The organism is Corynebacterium sp. MSK310 (genome assembly GCF_030227355.1).
Taxonomy (GTDB): domain Bacteria; phylum Actinomycetota; class Actinomycetes; order Mycobacteriales; family Mycobacteriaceae; genus Corynebacterium; species Corynebacterium rhinophilum.
On sequence record NZ_JASPFZ010000014.1, the window covers coordinates 32,508 to 55,751 of the forward strand.

Genomic DNA, 23,244 nt, shown 5'->3' on the forward strand with positions numbered 1-23,244 from the left:
GGAGGGCATGACTGAATTTACTCGTGCCGATGGGCGCGCGCTCGACCAAATGCGCAGCGTCCGCATTACCCGCAATTTCACCACCAACCCGGCTGGATCCGTCTTGGTGGAATTTGGCAATACCCGCGTGATGTGCACCGCCTCCGTCGAACTCGGGGTGCCGCGTTTCAAGCGCGATTCCGGCGAGGGCTGGCTGACCGCCGAGTACGCCATGCTGCCGTCCGCCACCCACGACCGCATGCCGCGCGAGTCCATGCGCGGCAAGGTCAAGGGCCGCACCCACGAGATTTCCCGCCTGGTCGGCCGCTCCCTGCGCGCCGCCGTGGACCTGGAGCAGCTGGGAGAAAACACCATCCAGCTCGACTGCGACGTGCTGCAGGCCGATGGCGGCACCCGCACCGCCTCCATCACCGGCGCCTATGTCGCGCTTGCCGATGCCATCACCCACCTCAAGTCCGAAGGCGCCGTCCCCGGCGAACCGCTGCTCGATCCCATCGCCGCGGTTTCCGTGGGCATCATCGACGGCGAAATCTGCCTGGATTTGCCCTATGAGGAAGATTCCCGCGCCGAGGTGGATCTTAACGTGGTGATGCAGGAATCCGGCGACTTCGTAGAAATCCAGGGCACCGGTGAGCACGGCCTCTTCGGCCGCGAGCAGCTCAACGGGATGCTGGATGTGGCCCAGAAGGGCTGCAGCGAGCTCATCGCGGCGCAGAAAGCGGCGCTGGGATGGTAATCCTCGTCGCCTCCGGCAATCCGAAGAAGCTGGCCGAGCTCGATCGTATCTTGTCCGAGGCGGGCATCGAGGGCGTGGAACTGCGCCTGCTTTCTGAGGTCGAAGCCTACCCAGAGCCCATCGAAGACGGCCGCACCTTTGCCGATAACGCGCTCATCAAGGCCCGCGCCGGCGCCGCCGCCACGGGTCTGGTGACCATCGCGGATGATTCCGGGCTGGCCATCGAGGAGCTCAACGGCATGCCCGGCGTGCTTTCCGCTCGGTGGTCCGGCCAGCACGGCAATGACCAGGCCAATAATGACCTGGTCTTGGCGCAGATGGCCGATGTCCCTGACGAGCGGCGTGCCGCCGCCTTCGTCTCCGTGTGTGCCCTCGTGACCCCCGAGGGCACAGAGCGCGTGGCCGAGGGCCGCTGGGAGGGCAAGCTGCTGCGCGAGTCGCGCGGTGCCAATGGTTTTGGCTACGACCCGCTCTTCCAACCAGAAGGCGAGTCGCGTTCTGCGGCAGACATGTCGCCTGCGGAAAAGAACGCGGTCTCGCACCGCGGCCGCGCCCTTTCCCAGCTGGTCCCGCTTATCGCAGAGCTGGCCAGCTAATTAAGCGTTGAGCTGGAATTGCTCCTCGATTTCCTTGCGGCGCTTGTGCTCCATCCAGAAGGACAGGAAGGGCACCACGCCGGCGAGCGCGGTGGTAATCAGCTTGCCGGCGGGCCACAGCGCACGCGGGCCCAGAATCAGGATGGACAGCAGATAGGTCATGTACGCGATGCCGTGCACGATGGCGATGTAGGTCGCCCATTCCGGGATTTCTGCGCCCATGACGTACTGGAAGAACATGCGGATGACCAGGATGATCAGGAAGATACCGGTCACCGTGGCCGCGATGGAAAAGAACTTCAGCGGGCCACGGATGCGCGCCTTGCGGTCTGGGTGTACCTGGTTTGTCATGATTTATTTTCTCCTTTTATCTGTCGGGCCTTCGCCGCGATCCTCTGCGGGGGAACCGCGGCGGCGCCGAGGCTGATTCAACGCATTAAACTCTTCCACATTCAGCTGCGGGCGCTGCGGCAAGAAATCCTCATCGATGGCGGTTTTCTCCGCCGAGCTAGCTGCCGAGCCCCTCACCTCAGAACCATCGGGCGAATCAGATCCTGCGCTGGCGGTTTCGCCGATATTTTCAGGGGCGTTTTCTGAGGCCTGCAGCGAATCCATCTCCCGGGCTTCGTTTTCTGCGGCAAGGCGCTCATTTTCATAGCGCAGGGTGGTGCGATAAGCATAGACCACGAATACCGCAAATAGAGGCCACTGAAAGGCGTAGCCCAAGTTTTGAAAGGTGCCCGAGCCGGAGCGGAAGCGCGTCCACTGCCAATAGGCGAGGAAGAGGAAAAGCACCACGAAAAATATGACGAGGGCGATGTGCCACCACCGCACCTTCACGCGCCGTTTCTTCTGTTCCTCTTGCATACTCACTTCACCCACCCTACCTATCCACCGCCGCAATACGGAATGACCCTGGTTTCTCGTTTATCGACGCGCCGTGTACACTATTCAACGTTGCTTGCGCCCGTGGCGGAATTGGCAGACGCGCTAGATTTAGGTTCTAGTGTCTTATGACGTGTGAGTTCAAGTCTCACCGGGCGCACAAGAAAAGCACCGCAGTACTTGTTCTAAGGACTGCGGTGCTTTTGTGGATCCTAATCTACCTCGGTGAACTTGCGGTCCCAGGAGGAGCGGACGGGGTTGGCATCGGCAAGCAGGATATCGAAGCGGTCATTGGCGATCTCGACGATTTCACTTAACGCAATGCGGTATTCCTGCGCATCGGAATTAGCGAGGCGCCGCACGCCGGCGTCGATCACACGCTCCACCGTGTCGTTGGTATCGAGGTACGCGACGAACGGCATACCAAAGCGCTCGCGGTAGGCGGCGGACAGCTCGGTAATGCGTTCGGTTTGCACGTCGTCGAGCTCGCTCAGCCCGAGCGATCCGCGGTCAGCGGAAATATTCGCTGCCTCATCAGACGAGGCCAGTAGCAGCTCGTCCATGGCTGGGTAGTCGTGGATGAGCGCATCGCGCCGGTCCGCATCCGCGGTCAGCACGGCGACCTGGACGGCGGCGCGCAGCTCGTTGACATCGCTAAACGGCCGGGACTGCCAGGCCAGCTCGAGCGGCCAGGTTTCATTATTGAATAGCGGGCGCAGCGCGGCGGTAAACTCCTCACGCGAGGCCTCATTAAGCTCGTTAAGGCTCACGCCCTTGCCATCGGCGCGCGAGACCTGCGCGCTCGCGCTGCCGGTGTGGAAGAACAACAAGTTGAGCACGATTGCGGTAATCGCGCCGATGGACATGCCAGAAGAAACGAAGGTCTGCGCCCACTCCGGGAAGGCACTGGCTACCTCCGGCTTGAAGGTCACCAGCATGGCCAGGCCCAGTGCGGAGGTGACGATGACGGAGTTGCGGCCATCGCTGAGATCTGACTTAGCGATGGTCTGCAGGCCCACCCACGCCACGTTGGCAAAAAGCGCTAGCGATGCGCCGCCGAGCACCGGCGACGGAATCGCAGCAACGACCGCGCCGGCCTTCGGCAAAAGACCCAGCACAATCATGAACCCCGCAGCCGCCACGGCCACCCAGCGCGATTTCACGTTGGTCAAGCGCACCAGGCCAACGTTTTGCGCAAAGCAGGTATAGGGGAACGAATTCATCACGCCGCCTACTAGGGTGGAGACACCATCGGCGCGGATGGCGCGCACCACGTCATCGCGGCGGATGCGCTTTTTGACGATTTCACCGGTGGCAAACACATCGCCAGTCGTTTCCACCATGGTGATGATCATGACGATAATCAGCGAGAAAATCGCCACGAGGTCGAATTGCGGCATGCCGAAATAAAACGGTGTGGTAATGCCGAGGGCGGGGGAGGAGGAGACTTCGCTAAAGGAGGCATCGCCAAGCGCGAGCGCCACGCCCGTGCCCAGCACCAAGCCGATGAGCACCGCCAACGTACCCACGAAGCCGGAGGAAAAACGCTGCACCAAAATGATGACCGCGAGCGTGCCAAAGCCATAGAGCAAATCGCGCGTGGCCGGCACGCCCTCGGCATAATTGACAAAGTCATTGGCCGATACCGCCAGCAGCGAAGTACCCATCACCAGCAGCACTGAACCGGTAACCACCGGTGGGAAGAAACGCAGCACCTTGCCAAAGACCGGCGCGGCGAAGAAGGTAAAAAGGCCTGCGACGATGATGGCGCCGTAAATCGTGGGCAGCGAAGCCACCCCGCCCTCGCCATCGGTGGCGCCGAGGCCAATCGCGATGATGGGCGATACCGCCGTCGTGGTCACGCCCTGCACGATGGGCAGGCGCACGCCAATATGCTTGCCGATGCCCACCGACTGAATAATCGTCGCAATACCGCAGGTTAAAAGGTCGGCATTGATGAGGTGGATGGTCGTTTCCGCATCCAGGTTCAACGAGCTGGCGATGAGCAGCGGGACGATGACCGCCCCGGCATAAAACGCGAGGACGTGCTGCAGCCCAAGGGCGGCGAGTTTCGGCGCGGGGGGAACGATGTCTACGGGGTGCTTGGGCTGGGACGCCACGAAGTCCTCCTTGTTACGGAAGCGAAGCTGACCGCCTTAACAGTAGAGGTAGACACAAGTCGGCGCCAAAGTGTACGTGAGCAAAGCCACGATCGGGGCTGGATTGCCCCCGAACAAAAACGTACGGGTGGTTTATATGAATCGAGCTACCAGCAAAGCATGATGACCGGTTTATAACTGGTGCTCACGGCAATGTTTATGGTTGTTAATTTCGCGAATCGAGCCGACAATGAAGAGGTGACGGGGCTTGATGCTGCGGGATGAAAAGGCGGCATGTGCCCCGGGAAATTTGACCCAGAAGAAGGGAATTATGACTACCGCAACTAAGCCCCAGCAGTATCAAGGGTGGGAAGGTTTTGCGCCCGGCCCTTGGACCGAGGGCATCAATGTCCGCGATTTCATTCAGCGCAACTACACGCCTTTTAACGGCGATTCCAGCTTCCTCGCTGGACCCACCGATAAGACGCTGCGCGTGTGGGACACCCTGGAAAAGAACTACCTGTCGGTCGAGCGCGAAAAGCGCATTTATGACGTCGATACGCACACCCCGACCGATATCGATGCCTTCCCGGCTGGCTATATCTCAGAAGACGATGACGTCATCGTCGGCCTGCAAACCGATACGCCGCTCAAGCGCGCTATGATGCCGTTCGGCGGCTGGCGCATGGTCAAGCAGGCCATCGGCGAGGCGGGCAAAGAGGTAGACCCCGAGGTGGAGAAGATCTTCACCCGCTACCGCAAGACCCACAATGATGCGGTCTTCGATATCTACACCCCGCGCATTCGCGCCGCCCGTTCATCACACATCATCACCGGCTTGCCCGATGCCTATGGCCGCGGCCGCATCATCGGCGATTACCGCCGCGTGGCGCTGTACGGCGTGGACTACCTCATCCAGGAAAAGATTAAGGCCCGCGATGCCATTGCCGATGCCGGCTTTTCCGAGCACTGGGCCCGCTACCGCGAGGAGCACTCCGAGCAGATCAAGGCCCTGAAGAAGCTCAAGGCGATGGCCGAGTCCTACGGTTTTGACATCTCCGAGCCGGCGCGCACCGCCCACGAGGCCGTGCAGTGGACCTACTTTGGCTACCTCGCCTCCATCAAGTCGCAGGATGGTGCCGCCATGTCCATCGGCCGCCTGTCTGCGTTCTTCGACTGCTACTTCGAGCGCGACTTGGCCGCTGGCATCATCACCGAGGAGCAGGCACAGGAAATCATCGACGCGCTCGTGCTGAAGCTGCGCATCGTCCGCTTCCTGCGCACCATCGACTATGACCAGATTTTCTCCGGCGACCCGTACTGGGCCACCTGGTCCGATGCCGGCTTCGGCAGCGATGGCCGCCACATGGTCACCAAGACTTCCTTCCGCCTCCTGCAGACCCTGATCAACCTGGGGCCATCACCGGAGCCGAATATCACCATTTTCTGGGATCCGGAGCTGCCTGCAGGCTACAAGGAATTCTGCGCGCACATCTCCATCGAAACCTCCTCCATCCAGTACGAGTCTGACCGCCAGATTCGCGACGAGTGGGGCGATGACGCGGCGATTGCCTGCTGCGTGTCCCCGATGGAAGTGGGCAAGCAGATGCAGTTCTTCGGCGCCCGCGTCAATGCCGCCAAGGCCCTGCTCTATGCCATGAACGGCGGCCGGGATGAGGTCTCCGGCAAGCAAATCGTTGAAGGCTACGAGCCGATTCAAGGCGATGGCCCGTTGGACTTCGACGAGGTCTGGCAAAAGTACGAGGAGATGCTGGACTGGGTGGTTGGCACCTACGTCGAGGCGCTAAACATCATCCACTACTCGCACGATAAGTACGCCTACGAGGCCGTGGAAATGGCGCTGCATGATTCCAATATCATCCGCTCCATGGGCTGCGGCATCGCGGGGCTTTCCATCGTCGCCGATTCGCTTTCTGCCATCAAGTACGCCAAGGTCACCCCGGTCCGCGATGAGACCGGACTGATTACGGATTACATCACTGAGGGCGAGTTCCCGTTCTACGGCAACGACGATGACCGCGCCGATGACATCGCTGCCACCATCGTGCACACCGTGATGGAAAAAATTAAGGCCATCCCGATGTACCGCAATGCCATCCCCACCCAGTCCGTGCTGACCATTACCTCCAACGTGGTCTACGGCAAGGCAACAGGTTCCTTCCCGTCAGGCCACAAGGCCGGCACTCCCTTCTCCCCGGGTGCTAACCCCGAAAACGGTGCGGATAACCACGGCATGGTCGCCTCCATGCTGTCGGTGGGCAAGCTGGATTACAAGGATGCCCTGGACGGCATCTCGCTGACCAATACCATCACCCCGTCCGGATTGGGCCGCACCCCAGAAGAGCGCATCACCAACCTAGTCGGCGTGCTGGATGCCGGCTTCATCATGGAACAATAAGAATCACGACAAGGAGAACCATCATGGCAACCCCAACCTATGCAGAACGCCTTTCAGACATGAAGGCCAGCCGCGACGAACACAAGATGAACTCTGGCCTGTACCACGCCAACATCAACGTGCTGGACAAGTCCACGCTGGAAGATGCCGTTGAGCACCCAGAGAAGTACCCGAACCTCACCGTTCGCGTCTCTGGCTACGCGGTCAACTTCGTCAAGCTCACAAAGGAGCAGCAGCTTGACGTCATTTCCCGCACCTTCCACCAGGGTTCATAATCATGGCTGATGGCATTACTGGTGTGGTCACCCTGTCGCCGGAATCCGGCGAGCGCGTTCGCGGTGTTGCCGCGGGCCTGGGAACCGACCACGAACTCGATGAGATTACCCGCCCCGAGCTCATGGAGGCGCGCCGCACCGGCGATATCGCCCTCGTGCACTCTTGGGAGCTGGTAACCGCCGTCGACGGCCCGGGCACCCGCATGACCATGTTCATGTCCGGCTGCCCCCTGCGCTGCCAGTATTGCCATAACCCGGACACCATGGAGATGAAGACCGGCACCTTGGAGCGGGTAGACGATGTGGTCAAACGCATCAAGCGCTATAAGCCCATCTTCCAAGCTTCCGGTGGCGGCCTAACCATCTCCGGTGGTGAGCCCCTCTTCCAGATTGCCTTTACCCGCCGCGTCCTCAAGGAAGTCCACGACGCCGGCATCCACACCACCATCGATACCTCCGGTTTCTTAGGCTCGCGCCTGCGCGATGAGGATCTAGACAATATCGACCTGGTGCTACTGGACGTGAAGTCGGGCGATGAGGAAACCTATCAGCGCGTAACGAGGCGGCAGTTGCAGCCCACGCTCGATTTTGGTGACCGCCTCAACGCGATAGGCAAGCCGGTGTGGATTCGCTTCGTCGTCGTACCGGGCCTGACGGATTCGGCCGAGAACGTCGAAAACGTCGCCTCCATCGTGGCGCGGTGGAAATCCAATGTGGAGCGCGTCGAGGTCCTGCCCTTCCACAATATGGGCAAGGACAAGTGGGAGGGGCTCGATATGACCTACCACTTGGCAGATACCAAGCCACCGAAACCGGAGGACGTGGAAAAAGTCCGCGACGTTTTCCGCGCGAAGGGCCTAGAGGTTTACTAACCTGGGTGGGCATGACTCACTACCGCCGCTTCGGCCACGATATTATTGAACACACCCTGGAAGTCCCGTGGGATTATGACAATCCGCGCGGGACTTTTGCTCTCTATGCCCGCGAAATAATCCCGCCCGGCGGCGAGGACCTGCCGGCGCTGTTGTATCTGCAGGGTGGCCCTGGCTTTCCGGCCCCGCGGCCAGTCAAACCGACGGGGCTTATCGGCAAGGCGCTCGAGCGCTATCGCGTCATCCTCCTCGACCAGCGCGGCACGGGGCGTTCGCACCGCATCGATAGGCTGAGCCCCGCAGAAGAGCGCAGCGCAGAACACCTGGCCTTGCTGCGCCAGGACAATATCGTGCGCGATGCCGAGCGCCTGCGCGAACACCTGGGGCTGGAGACTTGGTCCCTATTTGGCCAGTCTTTTGGCGGCTTTTGCATCACTGCGTACCTATCTCAGGCGCCCGAGTCCGTCAAGCACGCGTTTTTCACCGGCGGCATCCCCACGCTGCAGGGCGCGGATCACCTTTACCGCGCGACTTTTAGCAAGCTCAAAGCCCGCCAGGAGCGTTTCTTCCGCGAGTTCCCTTGGGTGCAGCGGCGCGTCGAGGAAATCATCGCCCACCTTGATAATTCCGATGAGCGCCTGCACACCGGCGAGCGGCTGTCCTCGCTGCGCTTTCGCACCATCGGCACCGATTTGGGGCGGGGCACGGGCTTCGACGGATTGGCCTACCTCCTGGAAGAGCCCTTCCGCACCGTGCGGGGAGAGAAGGTGCTGCGGGATGATTTCCTGTGGGGCATCGGCGAGCGCGTGAGCTTTGCGGAGGCGCCGCTTTATGCGGCTATCCACGAGTCCATTTATGCCGGCAGCGGCGGGCAGGCGGCGACGCAGTGGTCGGCGCACCGCGTGCGGGAGGAGTTCCCGGAATTTGCCGAGTCCGGCACCTGGCTGACCGGTGAGCACATTTTCCCGTGGCAGTTTGATGAGGATCCGGCGCTGCAGGCCTTCAAGGAGGGAGCGCAGGGGCTGGCGGAGCGGGAATTTACGGCGCCTTATGCGCTTGCCGATGCCCCCACCTCCGCCGCCGCCATCTACCTCGACGATATCTTCGTTCCGCTGGAGGAATCCTTGGCCACCGCGGCACATTTGGGCGATGTGCGCCCGTGGGTGACGAATGAGTACCAGCACAATGGCATCGGCGAGAACGGCGCGGAGGTGATGGGCAAGCTCTTTGCGCTTATCGATGACCACTAGCGAATGCTTTCTGCCTGTGCGAAAATTAATTTCACACTCGTAGTTAGGGAGAGGGAATGTTTAGCTTAATCATCATCGGAATCATCATCTTGCTGGTTCTCGCCACCGTATTTGATGGCTACTACATCGTGCGTACCCGCGAGGCGGCCATCTTGGAACGGTTGGGTAAATTCCAGACAGTCGCCCACGCGGGGTTGCACTTCAAGATGCCTTGGATTGACCGCGTGCGCGATAAGATTTCGCTGCAGGTGCGCCAACTGGACGTAATGGTGGAAACCAAGACGAAGGACAATGTCTTCGTCCAAATTCCGGTCGCGGTGCAGTACGAGGTGGTAGAAGGCCGCGAACGCGAGGCCTTTTATATGCTCTCCAACCACGAGCAGCAGATCGTGGCCTATGTGCAAGATAATGTGCGCTCGTCGGTGGCGAATATGGGCTTGGACGAGTCCTTTTCCTCTAAGGACACCATCGCGCAGAACGTGGCGGCCTCACTGCGGGATAATATGGCCGAATACGGCTGGAACTTCGTCAATACGCTAGTGACCGATATCCGCCCGGATTCCCGGGTGCGCGAGTCCATGAACTCCATTAACGCGGCGCAGCGCGAGCGCGAGGCGGCCATCGCCCAGGCGGAGGCGGAAAAGATCCGCGTGGTCAAAGAAGCCGAGGGTGCTGCAGAAGCGAAGAAGCTGCAGGGTAGGGGCGTTGCAGAGCAGCGCAAGGAGATCGTCGAGGGCATCGCTCAGCAATACGAGCTACTACGCGATGCCGGGGTGCAGGAATCTCCCGAGGTCCTCATGCTGGTGTCGCAGTACCTTGACGCGATGGTGGATGTCTCGAATAACGGCCAAGCCTCCGTGCTCTACATGCCGTCCAACCCGCAGGGAATGGGCGATCTGTTCAGCGGCATGCGTGACGTGCTGATGGCGGACCGCGCGCTGGATGAGTCCGCCGGGCATTAAGGGCCTACCTGCGCCGCAGGAGGAGCATTAGCCCCAAGATGATGGGGACGCCGCCCATGATGAGGAGGTAGGTCGTTTCGGCGGATGCCGAGGTGGGATCGTACAGCTGCGACATCGATCCGGCCAGCGAGGTGCCTATGGCCATGGTGAGGAAGTACAGCGCGGAAAAGCGGGTGGCATAGGCCCGCGGTGCGTGGGCGGCGGATGCGGCCATGCCCACTGGGCCGATGAAGAGCTCACCGAGTGACATCAAAAAGATGGTGCCCGCTAGTACCAAAAACGGCGTGGAATTTTCTCCGCCGCCCACGAATGGCAGCAGGAGGAACATGCCGGCACCGGCGAAGATGATGCCGCACCCCATGAGCGCGCGCCGAGAGTTGGCCCAGCGCGTCATGCCCGCGGCCAAGGGCAGCGAGAGCAGCAGGATAAATAGCGGGTTGAGCGATTGCGTCCAAGCCGGTGGGATCTCGAATCCGCCGATGGTGCGGTTGAGGCGCTGATCCGAATAGACCGCAAGCACGCCGTAGATTTGTGGTTGCAGGGTCCAGTAGGCTGTCGAGCAGGCGAAGAGCGGAATGAAATCCAGGATGCGGCGCCGCTCATCCGCGGTGACCTGCGGGGATCGCAGCATGCTGGCAAAAAGCCTGGCCGCGGCCGCTACCGTGGCGATAAGAAGCAGCACGGTCAGCGTGCCTGGGGAGACGGTGATGACGAGCAGCACGCCGGCTACAAGCGCCGCCAGCGCGATCAGCCCCGCCTTACCCGGGGCCTGGGTGGGGTGTGGTGGGCGCGACGGAACGTCTATCTTTTTCCGCAGTGCGCCGTAGGTGGCGCAGCCGCAGCACATGAGCACCGCTGCGGCGAAGAATCCGGCGTGGTAGCCGTATTCCTCGGCCAGCCACCCAGTGAGCATGGGGCCAAAGAGCGCGCCGACATTGATGCCGAGGTAGAAAATCTGGAAGGCCCCGTCGCGCGCGCCGGCCTCGGCGGGAAAAGCGGCGCCCAGAATCGTAATCGCGGCGGTCTTGAGCAGCCCCGAGCCGAGAGCGAGCGGCAAAAGCCCGATGATGAGCCCCGCCGTGCCGGGGACGAGCGAGAGGGCAAAGTGCCCGCACACCAACAGCCCGGCGCCGGTAAGTAGGGTGCGCTTGGCGCCCAAGAGCCGGTCGCTAACCCAGCCGCCCACAAACGTAAAGAGGTAGAGCAGGCTGCCGTACGCGCCGACGAGCGCGGTGGCCTGCGTTTGCTCCATGCCGAGCCCGCCGGAGGTGGAGTAGAGGTAGTACGCGAGGATGGCTTGCATGCCATAAAAGCTGAAGCGCTCCCACATTTCGATGCCCGCAATTGCCGGCAAAACCACGGGTAAGCGGCGAATTGAACGCCGTTCAAGAACTTTCATAAAAAGGACTATAGCGGCCGAGAGTGTGTGCTAGATCTAATTTGGTGGATATTTCTACTAAAGACATAGCGACAATCGATGCCCACCACATCTGGCACCCCTACGCCGAACCCGGCGCGCCCACGCGCGTGGTCGAGTCTGCCGCGGGCGTCCACCTCACGCTTGCCGATGGCACCCAGCTCATCGACGCCATGTCCTCCTGGTGGGCCGCCGCCCATGGCCACAGCCACCCGCGGCTTACCGCCGCTGCCAAGGAACAGATCGACCGCATGAGCCACGTGATGTTCGGCGGGCTTACGCACGAACCGGCTGCGCGGCTGACGGCCAATCTCATGGAGCTCACGCGCCACGACTTCGCGCAGGTCTTTTATGCGGATTCGGGATCGGTCTCGGTGGAGGTCGCCATCAAGATGGCCCTGCAATACCAGCAGGGGATCGGCCACCCAGAGCGCACGAAGATGTTGACGTGGCGCTCGGGCTATCACGGCGATACGTTTGCCGCGATGAGCGTGTGCGATCCCGATGGCGGCATGCACTCGATGTGGACCGGCACCCTGGCGCAGCAGATTTTCGCCCCGGCACCGCCCACGCGCGGGGCGAGCGAGAAGATGCGCGCGGATTACCTGCGGGAGTTGGAAGGCTGCATTACGAACGAGGTCGCGGCCTTGATCATCGAGCCCGTCGTCCAAGGCGCCGGCGGCATGCGTTTCCACGATCACGAGTTGGTGCGCGGGGCGCGCGAAATCTGTGACCGCCACGGAATCGTCCTGATCGCGGATGAAATCGCCACGGGATTTGGCCGCACCGGGGACCTTTTTACTACCCAGGCGGCGGGTGTAGTTCCGGATATCATGTGCGTGGGCAAGGCGATGACCGGTGGATTCATGACGATGGCGGCCACGCTTGCTACCGCCCGCGTTGCCGAGGGCATGCACCCGCGCGCGCTGATGCACGGCCCTACCTTTATGGCCAACCCCCTGGTCTGCGCGGTATCGGCCGAGGCTACCGCCATGATCCTGGAAGGAACGTGGCGGGGGCAGGTTGGGAGCATCGAGAAGCAGTTGTGTACGGGGCTTGCCGGGCTGGAGGATGAGCCGGGCGTGGCAGACGTGCGCGTGCTGGGCGCTATTGGCGTGGTGGAGATGGAGCGCGATGTCGATATGGCAGGCGCCACGGATGCGGCGGTGGAGCAGGGCGTGTGGCTGCGCCCGTTTGGCCGCCTTATCTATACCATGCCGCCGTTTATCAGCACCGAGGACGAGGTTGCGCAGATTTGCCGCGGGGTGCGCGCCGCGGTGGCAGGAGGAAAGCGATGATTATCTTTATCACCGGCACCAATACCGACGTGGGAAAGACCGTGACGACCGCGGCCATCGCCAGTGCTTTTGCCCAGAGCGGGCGCGAGGTTGTTTATGCCAAGCCCCTGCAGACTGGGGAGCCGGATAATAGCGGCGATGCGGCGACGGTGCGGGCCCTGGCCGGGGTCGAGGTTACGGAGATGGCGCGCTTTCCCGAACCGCTAGCACCAAACCTTTCGGCGCGCCGGGCGGGCATGACGCCGCCGACTAAAGAGGAGCTCAGTGACTGGGTGGCGGGGTTGGACGCACCAGGCCGCGTAGTGCTGGTGGAAGGCGCCGGTGGGCTGCTAGTGCGTTTGGCCGATGATTACACGCTTGCCGATGTTGCCACCAATCTCCTCATCGTCACCTCCCTCGGACTCGGCAGCCTCAACGCTGCAGAGCTCACCGTCCGCGAGGCGCAACGGCGCGGGATTAACGTGCTGGGGCTTATCGGTGGCAGTTTGCCCGAGAAGCCGGACTTGGCGACGAGGCTGAACGTGGACGAGCTTCCAGCGGTCACGGACTGCCGGTTGTGGGGCAGCGTGCCAGAGGGCGCCGGAGCGCTGGGCCGGGAGGACTTCACCCTGATGGCTGGGGCGCACTTTCCCGCTGATATGTGCGCGGAGTTGCTTGCGCACGCCGAGTAGCGCTACCTCGGTGAGGCAGCGCTAGCGGATCCAGCGGACCTTGCCGTTTACCCGGGCAAGGCGGCCGCGCAGGGGAGGGGCGTTCGGATCGTCTTGGTTCACCCCGTTGTGGTACGGGCAGCACACGGTGAGGTTGTCCGCGTTGGTCATCCCGCCGTGCTTCCACGCCTGTAGGTGGTGGATCTGAGACTTATCCGCCGGGTGATTGCACGGCGGCCACGGGCAGGTGGGGTTTTCGGCGGCGGCCATCAGCCGCTGTTTTTCTGAGGCGAACCGCGAGGTCCGATACAGGTTGACCGGGCCCTTCACCGGGTGGATAAGCGTGGCTAGCCCGTGTTCGCTGAAGGTGCGCTCGACGAGCTGCGCGCCGGTAATGGTCGAGCCGTTGGTGAGCCGAAGCGTGACCTCGTCGCCATCGCCTTCCAGTATTTGGTCCAGCGCGTTGAGCGGGATAATCACGTTCGTCGTGGTCTGTACCGTGGCAGCGCCCTCGCCGCGGAGGAGCTCGCGGAAAGACGCGAGTGGGTCATCGGGGTCGAGGGCGGAATCAAGATCCGCGAGGAAGGATGAGGGCGCGGTAATGCGCATCGTCCACGGGCCTTCCGGGCGGCGCAGGAGTTGTACGCCCTCGCGCGGCGGCCGGCGGCGCGGGCGCCATTCGCGCAGGCGCTTCTTAGCGAGCCGGGCGATCTCAGAAGCCGGTCCGTGTTGCCGGCACAGCTCTACACGCAGGTTCCACGCGGCGCGCTTGGTGGCCGCGCGGGTGGCGTACTTCTCGATGAGCTTCAGCGTCACCAGATCGTGGTGGCGCGCGCCCGCGGCGGCAAGGCGCTGCTTGCGGCTAAAGGAGGTGGTGCCGAAATAAACTTCAGCCAGCGTGAGCAGTTCGCGGGCCTCGACATCCGGCAGGCCGAGCTCGATGAGGTCGCGTTCAGGCATGCCGTGGGCCTCGGCGAGAATATCCATCGCCGAGGAAATCTGGGTGGCATAGGCCTGCAGTGCGTTCATGCCTGCAAATCTAGGCGCGCGCTGCCGCGGCGCCAATCGCGCCCAGCGCCCGCCTGTGGATAACTTGTATAAACATCTACAAACTTATCCCGCGGCCACCGCAAAGAGATACGAAATCAGCATGCGCTTTAGCTCCATGACCACGGAATCGAACTTGTCTGGATCGCCCGAAATGGCGTAATTAAGCAGCGAGACCACGGTGTGGATAAGGAAGCGCGCCAGCTCAATGCGTTGCGCATCGCTGTGCTCGGTGGCCAGCGGGCGAAGGATCTCGGCGAGCGGCTCCAAGAGCTGCAGCTCGGTATCGGCCGCCGTGGCCCGCGTCGCTGGGGTGGACTGGATGGCGTGCCAAACGGCGCGCCGGGAGGGGTCCTCGCGCCACATCCGCGCGAGGTGGTCGATGAATTCATCCAAGACATCCGGCCACTGTGGGGCTGGCACGAGGCGCGAAAAGCGCTCGATTTCGGCCAGGCTGGTGGCGGTATCTTGCCGGTCGAGCTCGCAGATGAGCACGTATTTATTGGCAAAGAATTGATACAGCGTGCCGATCGGAACCTCGGCGCGGTGGGCTACTTCATCGAAGGTGAAGGATTCGAAGCCGACATCGACAAGCACGGCGCGCGCCGCCTGTACGATGCGTGCAAAGCGCTCCCGGCTGCGCGCCTGCGCTGGCCGACGCCGCGGAACGAGGATTTCCTCCACCGGCTTACTCGAGGCCCTTCATCACGCGCGCGACGTGCCCGGTGGCCTTCACGTTGTAGTGGGTCTGGCCGATGATGCCATCCGGCTCCACGAGGAAGGTGGAACGGATAACGCCCTGGACTACCTTGCCGTAGTTCTTCTTCTCCCCAAAAGCGCCGTATGCGGTCATGACGGACTTATCTGGATCAGAAAGCAGCGGGAAGTTGAGATCGTGGTCATCGCGGAACTTCGCCAGCGCCTCGGGCTTATCGGGGGAGATGCCCACCACCGCGATATTGAGCTCATTGAGCTCTTCTAAGGAATCGCGAAAATCGCAGGCTTCCTTGGTGCAGCCTGGGGTATTGGCGCGCGGGTAGAAGTACACAAGCACGCGCTGGCCTGCGTAATCGGAAAGGGAAACGGTGTTGCCGGTGGCATCGGCAAGCGCAAAAGCGGGGGCAGTATCTCCTACGTTCAAACGAGTTTCAGTCATGGGACCTACTTTACGTGCTCCCCGGCCTGCGCGGGGGAGGCCCTGCACGGTAAGATAAGCTCGTTAAGAGCGAAACTTAAGCTAAGAGGAGAATTCCGTGGCACGCAATATTGAAGATATTCAACGCGATATCGAACGCACCCGGCGCCAGCTGGCTAGCACCCTGGATGAAATTGCGGATCGCAGCAAGCCGCAAAACCTCGTCGATGACGCCAAGAACGCCGCCACCGAAAAGTTGCAGGACCGCAACGTTCAGTTGGTGCTCGGTGGCGTCGGCGCGGCCGTTGCTGGGCTGATTGCCTATTCCGTGTTCCGCTCGCGTCGTCGCAAGAGCGACCTGAAGGAATTGCAGCGCTTGCTGTCTGAGCGCCACTAATTTTCCCCGCCTTACCCCCACGCGCGCCGTGGGGGCTTTTTTCGTATGCTAAGTTGCGATGAAAACTCCAATTCCTTTTTATTTGCAGGAAATTTTGACCCAGGTGCGAGGAAACCGCAGCGGCGCGGTGGCGGACTATATTCCCGAGCTCGCGAAGGCGGAACCGGACTACCTCGGCGTGGCCATCTGCACCACGACGGGGCACGTGTATTCCGCTGGCGATGCAGAGGTGGAATTCACCCTGCAGTCCGTGTCGAAGCCTTTTGCATATGCCTTAGCGTTGCAGGAACTGGGCTTGGATGCGGTGCGCGAGATCGTCGGCATGGAACCGTCCGGTGAGGCCTTCAATGAGCTTTCGCTCAACCGCGATGATCACCGGCCGGTGAATCCGATGATTAATGCGGGCGCGATCGCGGTAACGCAGCTAATTAATGGCGTGGATTCGGATCCAGCCGAGCGCGTGGAACAGCTGCGCATCTACTTTTCAAGGCTGGCGGGCCGCGAGCTGAAACTTGATGAAAAAGTGCGCGATTCCGAGCTGCAGGTCTCCGATAGGAACCTGTCTTTGGCGCACATGCTGCGCAATTACGACATCATCCAGGACGAGGCCCATGATGCGGTCTCGACCTACGTGGAGCAGTGCTCGATTAAGGTCACGGTGCGTGACCTCGCCGTGATGTCTGCCACCCTGGCTAATGGTGGCACGCAGCCGGTAACGGGGGAGAAGATCTTGGATGCCGATGTCTGCCGCTTGACGCTTTCTGTCATGAGCTCTGCGGGCATGTACGACGGCGCTGGGCGCTGGATGGCCGAGGTTGGCATCCCAGCGAAATCCGGCGTTTCGGGCGGCCTGCTGGGTACGTTGCCTGGCCAATTGGGGGTAGCGACGTTTTCGCCGCGGCTTAATAAAGAGGGCAATTCCGTCCGCGGGGTGGATGCCTTGACCCTGCTCTCAAAGGATATGGGGCTGCACTTGATGTCCACCGATGAGCGCTACGGCGTGCACCCGGTGCGCAGGATGGAAACCGAGGACGACCTCACGGTGATCTTCCTGCAGGGGCTTATCAATTTCAACGCGGCGGAGACCATCTTGCATCAGCTCACCGAATGTGAATTCGGGGAGGGCACGGTGGTGTTGGAGTTATCCCATATCACCGGATCCAACCGGATGGGCCGGCGCATGCTAAAGGAGGGCCTCCGGCGCATCCGCGAGGCCGGTTTCGATATCGCCATCGTGGATCCGGAGGGCGAATTGGAGAACCGCACCATGGCGGACGGCACTGAGGTGCCCAAGGGCGAGCCGGAAGATTACGCAATTGCCGAGGAAGCAGTTTAGGTTTGGGTCACCTTACCTGGTTAGGCTAGGATAGGTTCGCCCTTATCCTCGTATCGAGGATCCCGATCGACCAAGGACTCAAAATGGCATATAGATTCCCCAAGGTATTGGCCGTGGTAGCGGCCTCCGCCACCGTACTGGCAGGCTGCAGCGCCGCCGAAGAAACCACCAACAACACCAACAGCAGCAGCGGCAGCGACGATGCCGCCCTGTCCTTCACCGACCTCGCGGGCCGCGACGTAGAACTCGACAAGGCCCCCGAGCGCGTTCTATTGGGCGAGGGCCGCTCCATCTTCGCCACCGGCATTCTCAACACTGAAGACCCGCTGGATAAAGTCGTGGGCATCGGATCCGATCTGAAGAAAAACGTACCGGACTACTACAACGTCTTGGAAGAAAAGCTGCCCAAGGTCACTGAACTGCCGGAAGTTGGTGCTATCTCCAAGGGCGATGTCACCGTGGAAAACCTGGTGAGCCTGGACCCAGACCTCATCGTGCTGTCCAAGGACCAGTATGACGCTTCGCAAGAGGCGGGATTGACCGAAAAGATGGACCAGGCGGGCCTTAAGTACGCCGTGACCGATTTCCGCGCCAAGCCGCTGGAAAACACCACCAAGTCCATGGAAATCTTCGGTGAGATCTTCGGCAAAGAAGAGCGCGCCGAGGAATTCAACAAAGAGTGGCAAAAGACCGTGGATCTGGTCAAGGAGCGCGCGGACAAGGTAAAGGATAAGCCCAAGACCTTCGTCTGGCGCGCGGCCGGCGTCATGGACTGCTGTGGCTCCTGGAATAACTCCAATATCTCGCAGCTGGTCAACGAGGCCGGCGGCGAAAACGTGGCCGACGGCATCATCCCGGGCGAATCCGGTGCCGTGACCCCAGAAAAGGTCCTCGAATCGGATCCAGACATGGTGATTGCGACCGGCGGCGACTGGTCCGATAAGAAGGACGATGAGGGCAACCCCGTCGGCTACGCTGCGGTGGGCTATGGCATCGGCGAAGATGAAGCGGAGGCGAGCATCGCCAAGCTGCCGAGCAACCAGCCAGGATTCGAGAACCTGCGCGCGGTCAAGGACCACAACCTGCACAGCATGTGGCACCAATTCTACAACTCGCCGTTCAACTACCTAGCGCTGCTGCAGATCGCGAAGTGGATCAACCCGGAGGCGTATGAGGATATGGACATCGACAAGCAGTGGATGCAAGCGCAAGAAAAGTACTCGCCGGTTGCTGGCGAGGGAACCTTCTTTAGCACGAATTAATGGTGAGCGCGGAGGTAGCTGCCCTTACGCAGCAACACAAAAAGCTCACCTGGCAGCGCATTAGCATCGTCGCGGGCCTGTGTCTTATCGCGGCGGTGGCGTTTGTGGTCAGCAACTTCGTCGGCGCCATCGACATCAGCCCCGGCGAGGTCATCAGGGGCATCGTGAAGCCCTCGAGCCTGGATGACCAGACGCATACGGTGCTGTGGAAGCTGCGCTTGCCGATGGCCGTCATGGCCCTGCTCATCGGCGTCAGCCTCTCGCTGGCCGGCGCGGAGATGCAGACCATCTTGAATAACCCGCTGGCGGAGCCGTTTACGCTCGGCATTTCCGCCGCGGCGGCCTTCGGTGGTGCTAGTTCCATCGTGCTGAAGTGGCAGCTGCTGACCCAGCCGCAGTTCAACCTGGCGTTGGTGGCGTGGCTGTCGGCGGCGGTGGCGACGGCGATCATCGTCGTGGCTGCCATTATCCGCGGTGCGAAGGCAGAGACGATGGTGCTGCTCGGCATTGGTTTGGTCTTCTTCTTCCAGGCCATGCTCGCGCTCATCCAATACCAGTCTTCGGCCGAGGCGCTGCAGCAGATCGTCTTTTGGTCCATGGGTTCGCTTACGCGCGCCAACTGGGTCGCCAACGGCGTGCTGGCGGGCGTGCTGCTGGTTGCCCTGCCCATTTTGTGGGCGCTGTCTTGGCGGCTTACCGCCTTGCGGCTTGGCGATGCCCGCGCCGCCGCCATGGGCATTAATACCGCGCGGCTGCGCGTGGTGGTGCTCATCGTAGTCTCCCTCGTGGCGGCAACGACGGTGGCCTTCGCCGGCATCATCGGCTTTATCGGCCTCGTGGGCCCGCACATCGCCCGCATGCTGGTGGGCGAGGATCAGCGCTACTTCGTGCCTGCTTCCATGGCTGCCGGTGCGGCCGTGATGTGCGCGGCGCACGCGGCGAGCCTGATGATTAAGCCTGGGCTGGCTATTCCGATCGGCATTGTGACTTCGCTCTTGGGAGTGCCGTTCTTTATTGCCATCGTGATGACTCGAAGGAGGGCGCTGTGGACGTAGAACTCACCCTGCGCGGTATTAGCGCAGCCTACGGCAAGCACACCGTGCTCGAAGCGGTCGACGTGGATACGCTGCAAGGCGGCCAGTTGGTTGGCCTGCTAGGGCCCAACGCCTCCGGCAAGACCACGCTGATCAAGTCCCTTGCCGGCGTGCACCGCGGGTACAAAGGCGAGGTGGATTTTCTGGTGGATGGCGAAAGCCCGCGGGGCAAGCACCGCCGCCAGCTCATCGGCTACGTCCCGCAGGATCTGCCCAGCACCGCGGCGCTGCGGGCGTTTGAGACGGTGTTGATCGCGGCGCGTCGGGAAGCATGCGAGGATCCCATCACCCGCAGCGGCGAGGTGCTGCACGCGATGGGGCTGGATGCCATTGCCTCGCGCTACCTCAACGAGCTATCTGGCGGCCAGCGCCAGCTCGTGGCCGTGGCGCAGATGCTGGTGGGAAATCCTGGCCTGATGCTCTTGGACGAGCCGACGTCTGCGCTCGATCTGCATCGCCAGTTCTTCGTCCTCGAGGAGGTGCGCGAGAAGGCTAGGCGCGAGGGCAGCCTGGGGTTGGTGGCCATTCACGACATCAACCTGGCCGCGCGTATGTGTGACCAACTGGTGGTGCTCAAATCGGGCCATATCCGCGCCCAGGGCGCGCCTGGAGACGTGCTCACGTGCGAGCTGGTGGAAAGCGTCTATGGGGTAGAGGCGGACATCGTGGAGCACCGCGGTGTTCCCGTCGTCGCGCCCCAGCGCGTAAATAAGCAGTAAGATAAGCAAAGGCCGAGCGAAATGCTCGGCCTTTTTGCTAGCTTTGAAAGCGAACTTTGAAAACGAAAAAATCGCGAGGAATATACCTCGCGATTTCGCTGTTGTGCGCCATCAGGGAATCGAACCCCGAACCCACTGATTAAGAGTCAGTTGCTCTGCCAATTGAGCTAATGGCGCAGTGTTGACGTCCTGCCGTGTGGCTCTCTGTGCAACGAGTAGAAACTCTAGCACCCCGGTTGAAAAACTGTAAAATCGACTGGTCATAGCGTGTTTTCGGGGGAGTATAACAGTTTGGACAATGGTGCGCTTGTTTCTGGTATTTGGGGTGGCAAGGCGATAGTCTGGATTGGTCTTGAACGAACTACTGTGTTTTCTAAGGTCTACTTAGTGATTAACTCCCTCTCTAATTCCCGCCGCATTGCTGCTGCGAGCATTGCGTGCATTTCCCTGGTAGTAGCCTCGTGTTCCGTTGATTCCGCCGCCGAAAACCGCCCGGAGGAAAAGGAAACTACTTCGAGCTCAGCAGAGAAATCTGAGCAGAAAGAAAAGTCGAAGCTTTCCGCCTCCGTGAAGGATGGAGCAGAAGACGTCGATCCATCCAAGCCCGTCACCGTGGAATCCACCACCGAGCTCAAGAGCGTGACCATGACCAATGAGCTGGGCGTGGAAGTTGAAGAAAAACTCTCTGAGGACGGCAAGAAGTGGACCACGGCCGAGGATCTTGGCTATAACCACACCTATTCCATCGTGGCCACTGATAAGGATGGAAATAAGAAGAACTTGAGCTTTTCCACCTCCCAGGCGGCAGGTGTCGCCCAGGTGGCGATGACGCCTATCCCGGGCTCCGAGGTGGGCGTGGGCCAGGTAATCGGCGTCAATTTCGGTACCTATATCACCGACCGCAAGGCGGCAGAGGACACGATTACGGTCAAGACCAACCCGGAGGTGGAAGGCGCGTTCTACTGGGTGAACAACCAAGAGGTGCGGTGGCGCCCCAAGGAGTATTGGGAGCCGGGCACCAAGGTTGAGGTCAAGGTCGATCAGTACGGCAAGGATCTCGGTGGCGGAATCTACGGTGGGGAAAATACCGGGACGGATTTCACCATCGGGGATCGCACCGTCACGCTGGTGGATAATGCCACCAAGACCATGAAGGTCTACAAGAACAAGGAGCTCTTGCGCACCATTCCGGTATCGCTGGGGCGCGATTACCAATTTGACACCCCGAATGGGCGTTACGTCATTGGTGATCAACACCAGTCGCTGCTGATGGATTCTGAGACCTTCGGGTTGCCGCACGAGGCGGGCGGGTACAGCACCGAGGTGGACTGGGCTACCCAAATGTCTTATTCGGGCATCTACGTGCACGCTGCACCGTGGTCCGTGTGGGCGCAGGGTAACTCCAATACCTCCCACGGCTGCATCAACGTCACGCCAGAGGCTGCGCAGTGGTTCCAGAACACCGTCAAGCGCGGCGATATCGTCCACGTATTTAATACTTATGGCGAGACGCTCAACCCTATGGACGGCTTGGGCGATTGGAATATGTCCTGGGAGGAATGGTCTAAGGGCAACGCGGACGCTAATCAATAATCCGTACAATTTTTAGGCGCATGGCTACAGTGGTGGCCATGCGCTTTTCTATTTTGGACCGCGGAGCGGCAGGCACACTCGATGGGGTAGCCGAGCATGCGCAGCATGTGGAGCGGCTGGGTTTTCACAGGTTTTTCCTCGCCGAGCACCACGGGGTGCCGGGCATCCCCGCGGGCCAGCCGGGCATGTTGGCTGCGCACGTGGCGGCGCGCACGCAGCGCATTCGCGTGGGTACCGCAGGCATCATGGTGCTCAACCATCCACCGTTTCTGATTGCGGAACAAATCAACCTCTTGGAAGCTCTATACCCGGGCAGGATTGATATTGGGCTGGGCTCCTCGGTGGGCTTTACGGAGCCGGTGCGCAAGGCGCTGCGCCAGGGCGATCCGCTAGATCTCAAGCCGCAGTTCGAGAACGAGGTCGAGACCCTGCTGCGCTACCTGCACGGCGAGGAGGCGGTGACGGTGCGGCCCGAGTACGCGGGCACGCCCCTCTATATCCTCGCCGGCTTCCGGTCGGTTACGGTGGCCGCGCGGCTGGGATTGGGCGTCATCCTGGGCGGGCCCGTAGAGATGCAGGAAAAGGCGGCGCGGCTCTACCGCGAGCATGCGCTTGCCGATGCCCCACCTATCATCTCCTCCCTCAATATCGCCGTCGCCGATACCGCGGACCAAGCGCGCGACCTTTTGCTGCCGGAGTCCTATGCAAAGGTCATGGCCCAGTCCACCGGGGAATTCGCGCCGCTGCGCCCGGCCCGCGAATTGGATCTAGAGGGCCTGACGAGTCAGCAACAGCGCCGCATCGACGAGTCCCTGAGCCACGATGTTTGGGGGACGGTGGAGGACGTGGGGGAGGAACTAAGGGACATCGGCAAGCAGCTGGGTGTCGATGAGTTCCTGATTACCGGAGATATGCCGGATCTCGCTGGCAGGGCCCGCTCGGAGGAAATGGTGGTGGAGATATAAAAAATCCCGAGCGCGAGGCTCGGGACGTTGGGGTGGCTGACGGTGTCCGAATTCATGACTTATTTGACAGTCTGTTCCTGGGTAAGTGGTCGTGATGGTTGACAGGTCAGTCGCGACATAGTTGACGCTTAGGGTTACCTGGCCGTGTCGGGTGATGTTTTACTCATCAGTCGCGACATGTTTGACACTATGAATAGTCCCAACCGCAACATGGCCATCGTCAAGGCAGTCCGCAAA

General features: G+C 61.3%; 23 protein-coding genes and 2 tRNA genes. 17 read left to right on the top strand and 8 right to left on the bottom strand.

Annotated elements, in window-relative coordinates; translation table 11 throughout:
* Positions 1-7: 7 nt before the first annotated feature.
* Positions 8-736: a ribonuclease PH gene (gene rph / locus QP891_RS09790; protein WP_284771052.1), complete on the top strand. Its 729-nt coding sequence runs from the start codon at positions 8-10 to the stop codon at positions 734-736.
* The gene (rdgB, locus tag QP891_RS09795; RefSeq protein ID WP_284771053.1) at positions 730-1,332 is read left to right on the top strand and encodes an RdgB/HAM1 family non-canonical purine NTP pyrophosphatase; all 603 of its coding nucleotides are present in this window, start codon (positions 730-732) and stop codon (positions 1,330-1,332) included. The genes rph and rdgB overlap by 7 nt, the downstream gene beginning before the upstream one ends.
* Here the strand turns inward: rdgB and QP891_RS09800 are convergent, their stop codons facing one another.
* Both QP891_RS09800 and QP891_RS09805 read right to left on the bottom strand, forming a co-directional pair.
* Entirely contained in the window at positions 1,333-1,683 is a 351-nt protein-coding gene (locus QP891_RS09800) for a DUF3817 domain-containing protein (protein ID WP_005277777.1), read from the bottom strand.
* A 3-nt stretch (positions 1,684-1,686) separates the two neighbouring features.
* On the bottom strand, positions 1,687-2,199 hold the full coding sequence (locus QP891_RS09805) for an MreC domain-containing protein (protein WP_284771069.1): 513 nt from the start codon (positions 2,197-2,199) through the stop codon (positions 1,687-1,689).
* 96 nt (positions 2,200-2,295) lie between these two features.
* On the opposite strand from QP891_RS09805, the gene QP891_RS09810 reads away from it, so the two are divergent.
* Positions 2,296-2,377: transfer RNA gene (locus tag QP891_RS09810), tRNA-Leu, on the top strand.
* A 52-nt stretch (positions 2,378-2,429) separates the two neighbouring features.
* On the opposite strand, the gene QP891_RS09815 is transcribed toward QP891_RS09810, so the two are convergent.
* Entirely contained in the window at positions 2,430-4,337 is a 1,908-nt protein-coding gene (locus tag QP891_RS09815) for a solute carrier family 23 protein (protein WP_284771054.1), read from the bottom strand.
* A gap of 310 nt (positions 4,338-4,647) precedes the next feature.
* Between QP891_RS09815 and pflB the strand changes: the two genes are divergently transcribed.
* The 5 genes from pflB to QP891_RS09840 are packed head-to-tail and all read left to right on the top strand — an operon-like array spanning position 4,648 to position 10,094.
* Complete coding sequence (gene pflB, locus QP891_RS09820) at positions 4,648-6,735, top strand: formate C-acetyltransferase (RefSeq protein WP_284771055.1); 2,088 nt, start codon at positions 4,648-4,650, stop codon at positions 6,733-6,735.
* A 23-nt stretch (positions 6,736-6,758) separates the two neighbouring features.
* Positions 6,759-7,010 (top strand): autonomous glycyl radical cofactor GrcA2, encoded by a 252-nt coding sequence (gene grcA2, locus QP891_RS09825; RefSeq protein ID WP_005284503.1) that lies wholly within the window; start codon positions 6,759-6,761, stop codon positions 7,008-7,010.
* Between the two features lie 2 nt (positions 7,011-7,012).
* Positions 7,013-7,882: a pyruvate formate-lyase-activating protein gene (gene pflA, locus QP891_RS09830; RefSeq protein WP_005277788.1), complete on the top strand. Its 870-nt coding sequence runs from the start codon at positions 7,013-7,015 to the stop codon at positions 7,880-7,882.
* A gap of 11 nt (positions 7,883-7,893) precedes the next feature.
* Entirely contained in the window at positions 7,894-9,132 is a 1,239-nt protein-coding gene (locus tag QP891_RS09835; RefSeq protein WP_284771056.1) for an alpha/beta fold hydrolase, read from the top strand.
* Positions 9,133-9,188: 56 nt separating this feature from the next.
* On the top strand, positions 9,189-10,094 hold the full coding sequence (locus tag QP891_RS09840) for an SPFH domain-containing protein (RefSeq protein WP_284771057.1): 906 nt from the start codon (positions 9,189-9,191) through the stop codon (positions 10,092-10,094).
* Between the two features lie 4 nt (positions 10,095-10,098).
* Here QP891_RS09840 and QP891_RS09845 read toward each other — a convergent pair whose 3' ends face one another.
* Positions 10,099-11,493: a peptide MFS transporter gene (locus QP891_RS09845; protein ID WP_284771058.1), complete on the bottom strand. Its 1,395-nt coding sequence runs from the start codon at positions 11,491-11,493 to the stop codon at positions 10,099-10,101.
* Between the two features lie 41 nt (positions 11,494-11,534).
* Here QP891_RS09845 and QP891_RS09850 point away from each other — a divergent pair, with 41 nt between their 5' ends.
* Both QP891_RS09850 and bioD read left to right on the top strand, forming a co-directional pair.
* The gene (locus tag QP891_RS09850) at positions 11,535-12,809 is read left to right on the top strand and encodes an adenosylmethionine--8-amino-7-oxononanoate transaminase (protein ID WP_284817048.1); all 1,275 of its coding nucleotides are present in this window, start codon (positions 11,535-11,537) and stop codon (positions 12,807-12,809) included.
* Positions 12,806-13,480, top strand: coding sequence for a dethiobiotin synthase (gene bioD / locus QP891_RS09855; RefSeq protein WP_284771059.1), 675 nt, complete (start codon positions 12,806-12,808; stop codon positions 13,478-13,480). The genes QP891_RS09850 and bioD overlap by 4 nt, the downstream gene beginning before the upstream one ends.
* 21 nt (positions 13,481-13,501) lie before the next feature.
* Here the strand turns inward: bioD and QP891_RS09860 are convergent, their stop codons facing one another.
* From QP891_RS09860 to bcp, 3 genes are all read right to left on the bottom strand, one after another.
* A complete protein-coding gene (locus QP891_RS09860; RefSeq protein ID WP_284771060.1) occupies positions 13,502-14,488 on the bottom strand; it encodes an HNH endonuclease signature motif containing protein in 987 nt (328 codons plus the stop codon).
* A gap of 84 nt (positions 14,489-14,572) precedes the next feature.
* Positions 14,573-15,190 carry a TetR/AcrR family transcriptional regulator gene (locus QP891_RS09865; protein WP_284771061.1) on the bottom strand — a complete coding sequence of 206 codons (618 nt, stop codon included), beginning with the start codon at positions 15,188-15,190 and terminating at the stop codon, positions 14,573-14,575.
* 4 nt (positions 15,191-15,194) lie between these two features.
* Entirely contained in the window at positions 15,195-15,662 is a 468-nt protein-coding gene (bcp, locus tag QP891_RS09870) for a thioredoxin-dependent thiol peroxidase (RefSeq protein WP_284771062.1), read from the bottom strand.
* Between the two features lie 97 nt (positions 15,663-15,759).
* Between bcp and QP891_RS09875 the strand changes: the two genes are divergently transcribed.
* The 5 genes from QP891_RS09875 (at position 15,760) to QP891_RS09895 (ending at position 20,449) form a co-directional block, all read left to right on the top strand.
* Positions 15,760-16,038, top strand: a complete 279-nt coding sequence (locus QP891_RS09875; RefSeq protein WP_005277817.1) for a DUF3618 domain-containing protein — start codon at positions 15,760-15,762, stop codon at positions 16,036-16,038.
* Positions 16,039-16,096: 58 nt separating this feature from the next.
* Entirely contained in the window at positions 16,097-17,374 is a 1,278-nt protein-coding gene (locus tag QP891_RS09880; protein WP_284771063.1) for a glutaminase, read from the top strand.
* Positions 17,375-17,457: 83 nt separating this feature from the next.
* Positions 17,458-18,636, top strand: a complete 1,179-nt coding sequence (locus QP891_RS09885) for an ABC transporter substrate-binding protein (RefSeq protein ID WP_284771064.1) — start codon at positions 17,458-17,460, stop codon at positions 18,634-18,636.
* Positions 18,636-19,691 (top strand): FecCD family ABC transporter permease, encoded by a 1,056-nt coding sequence (locus tag QP891_RS09890; protein WP_126319676.1) that lies wholly within the window; start codon positions 18,636-18,638, stop codon positions 19,689-19,691. The genes QP891_RS09885 and QP891_RS09890 overlap by 1 nt, the downstream gene beginning before the upstream one ends.
* Entirely contained in the window at positions 19,682-20,449 is a 768-nt protein-coding gene (locus QP891_RS09895; RefSeq protein ID WP_284783360.1) for an ABC transporter ATP-binding protein, read from the top strand. The genes QP891_RS09890 and QP891_RS09895 overlap by 10 nt, the downstream gene beginning before the upstream one ends.
* Positions 20,450-20,553: 104 nt before the next feature.
* Here the strand turns inward: QP891_RS09895 and QP891_RS09900 are convergent.
* A tRNA-Lys gene (locus tag QP891_RS09900) sits at positions 20,554-20,626 on the bottom strand.
* 210 nt (positions 20,627-20,836) lie between these two features.
* Here QP891_RS09900 and QP891_RS09905 point away from each other — a divergent pair.
* Entirely contained in the window at positions 20,837-22,042 is a 1,206-nt protein-coding gene (locus QP891_RS09905; RefSeq protein ID WP_284771066.1) for a L,D-transpeptidase, read from the top strand.
* 20 nt (positions 22,043-22,062) lie between these two features.
* Positions 22,063-23,007 (top strand): MsnO8 family LLM class oxidoreductase, encoded by a 945-nt coding sequence (locus QP891_RS09910; RefSeq protein ID WP_284771067.1) that lies wholly within the window; start codon positions 22,063-22,065, stop codon positions 23,005-23,007.
* The last annotated feature ends 237 nt before the right edge of the window (positions 23,008-23,244 follow it).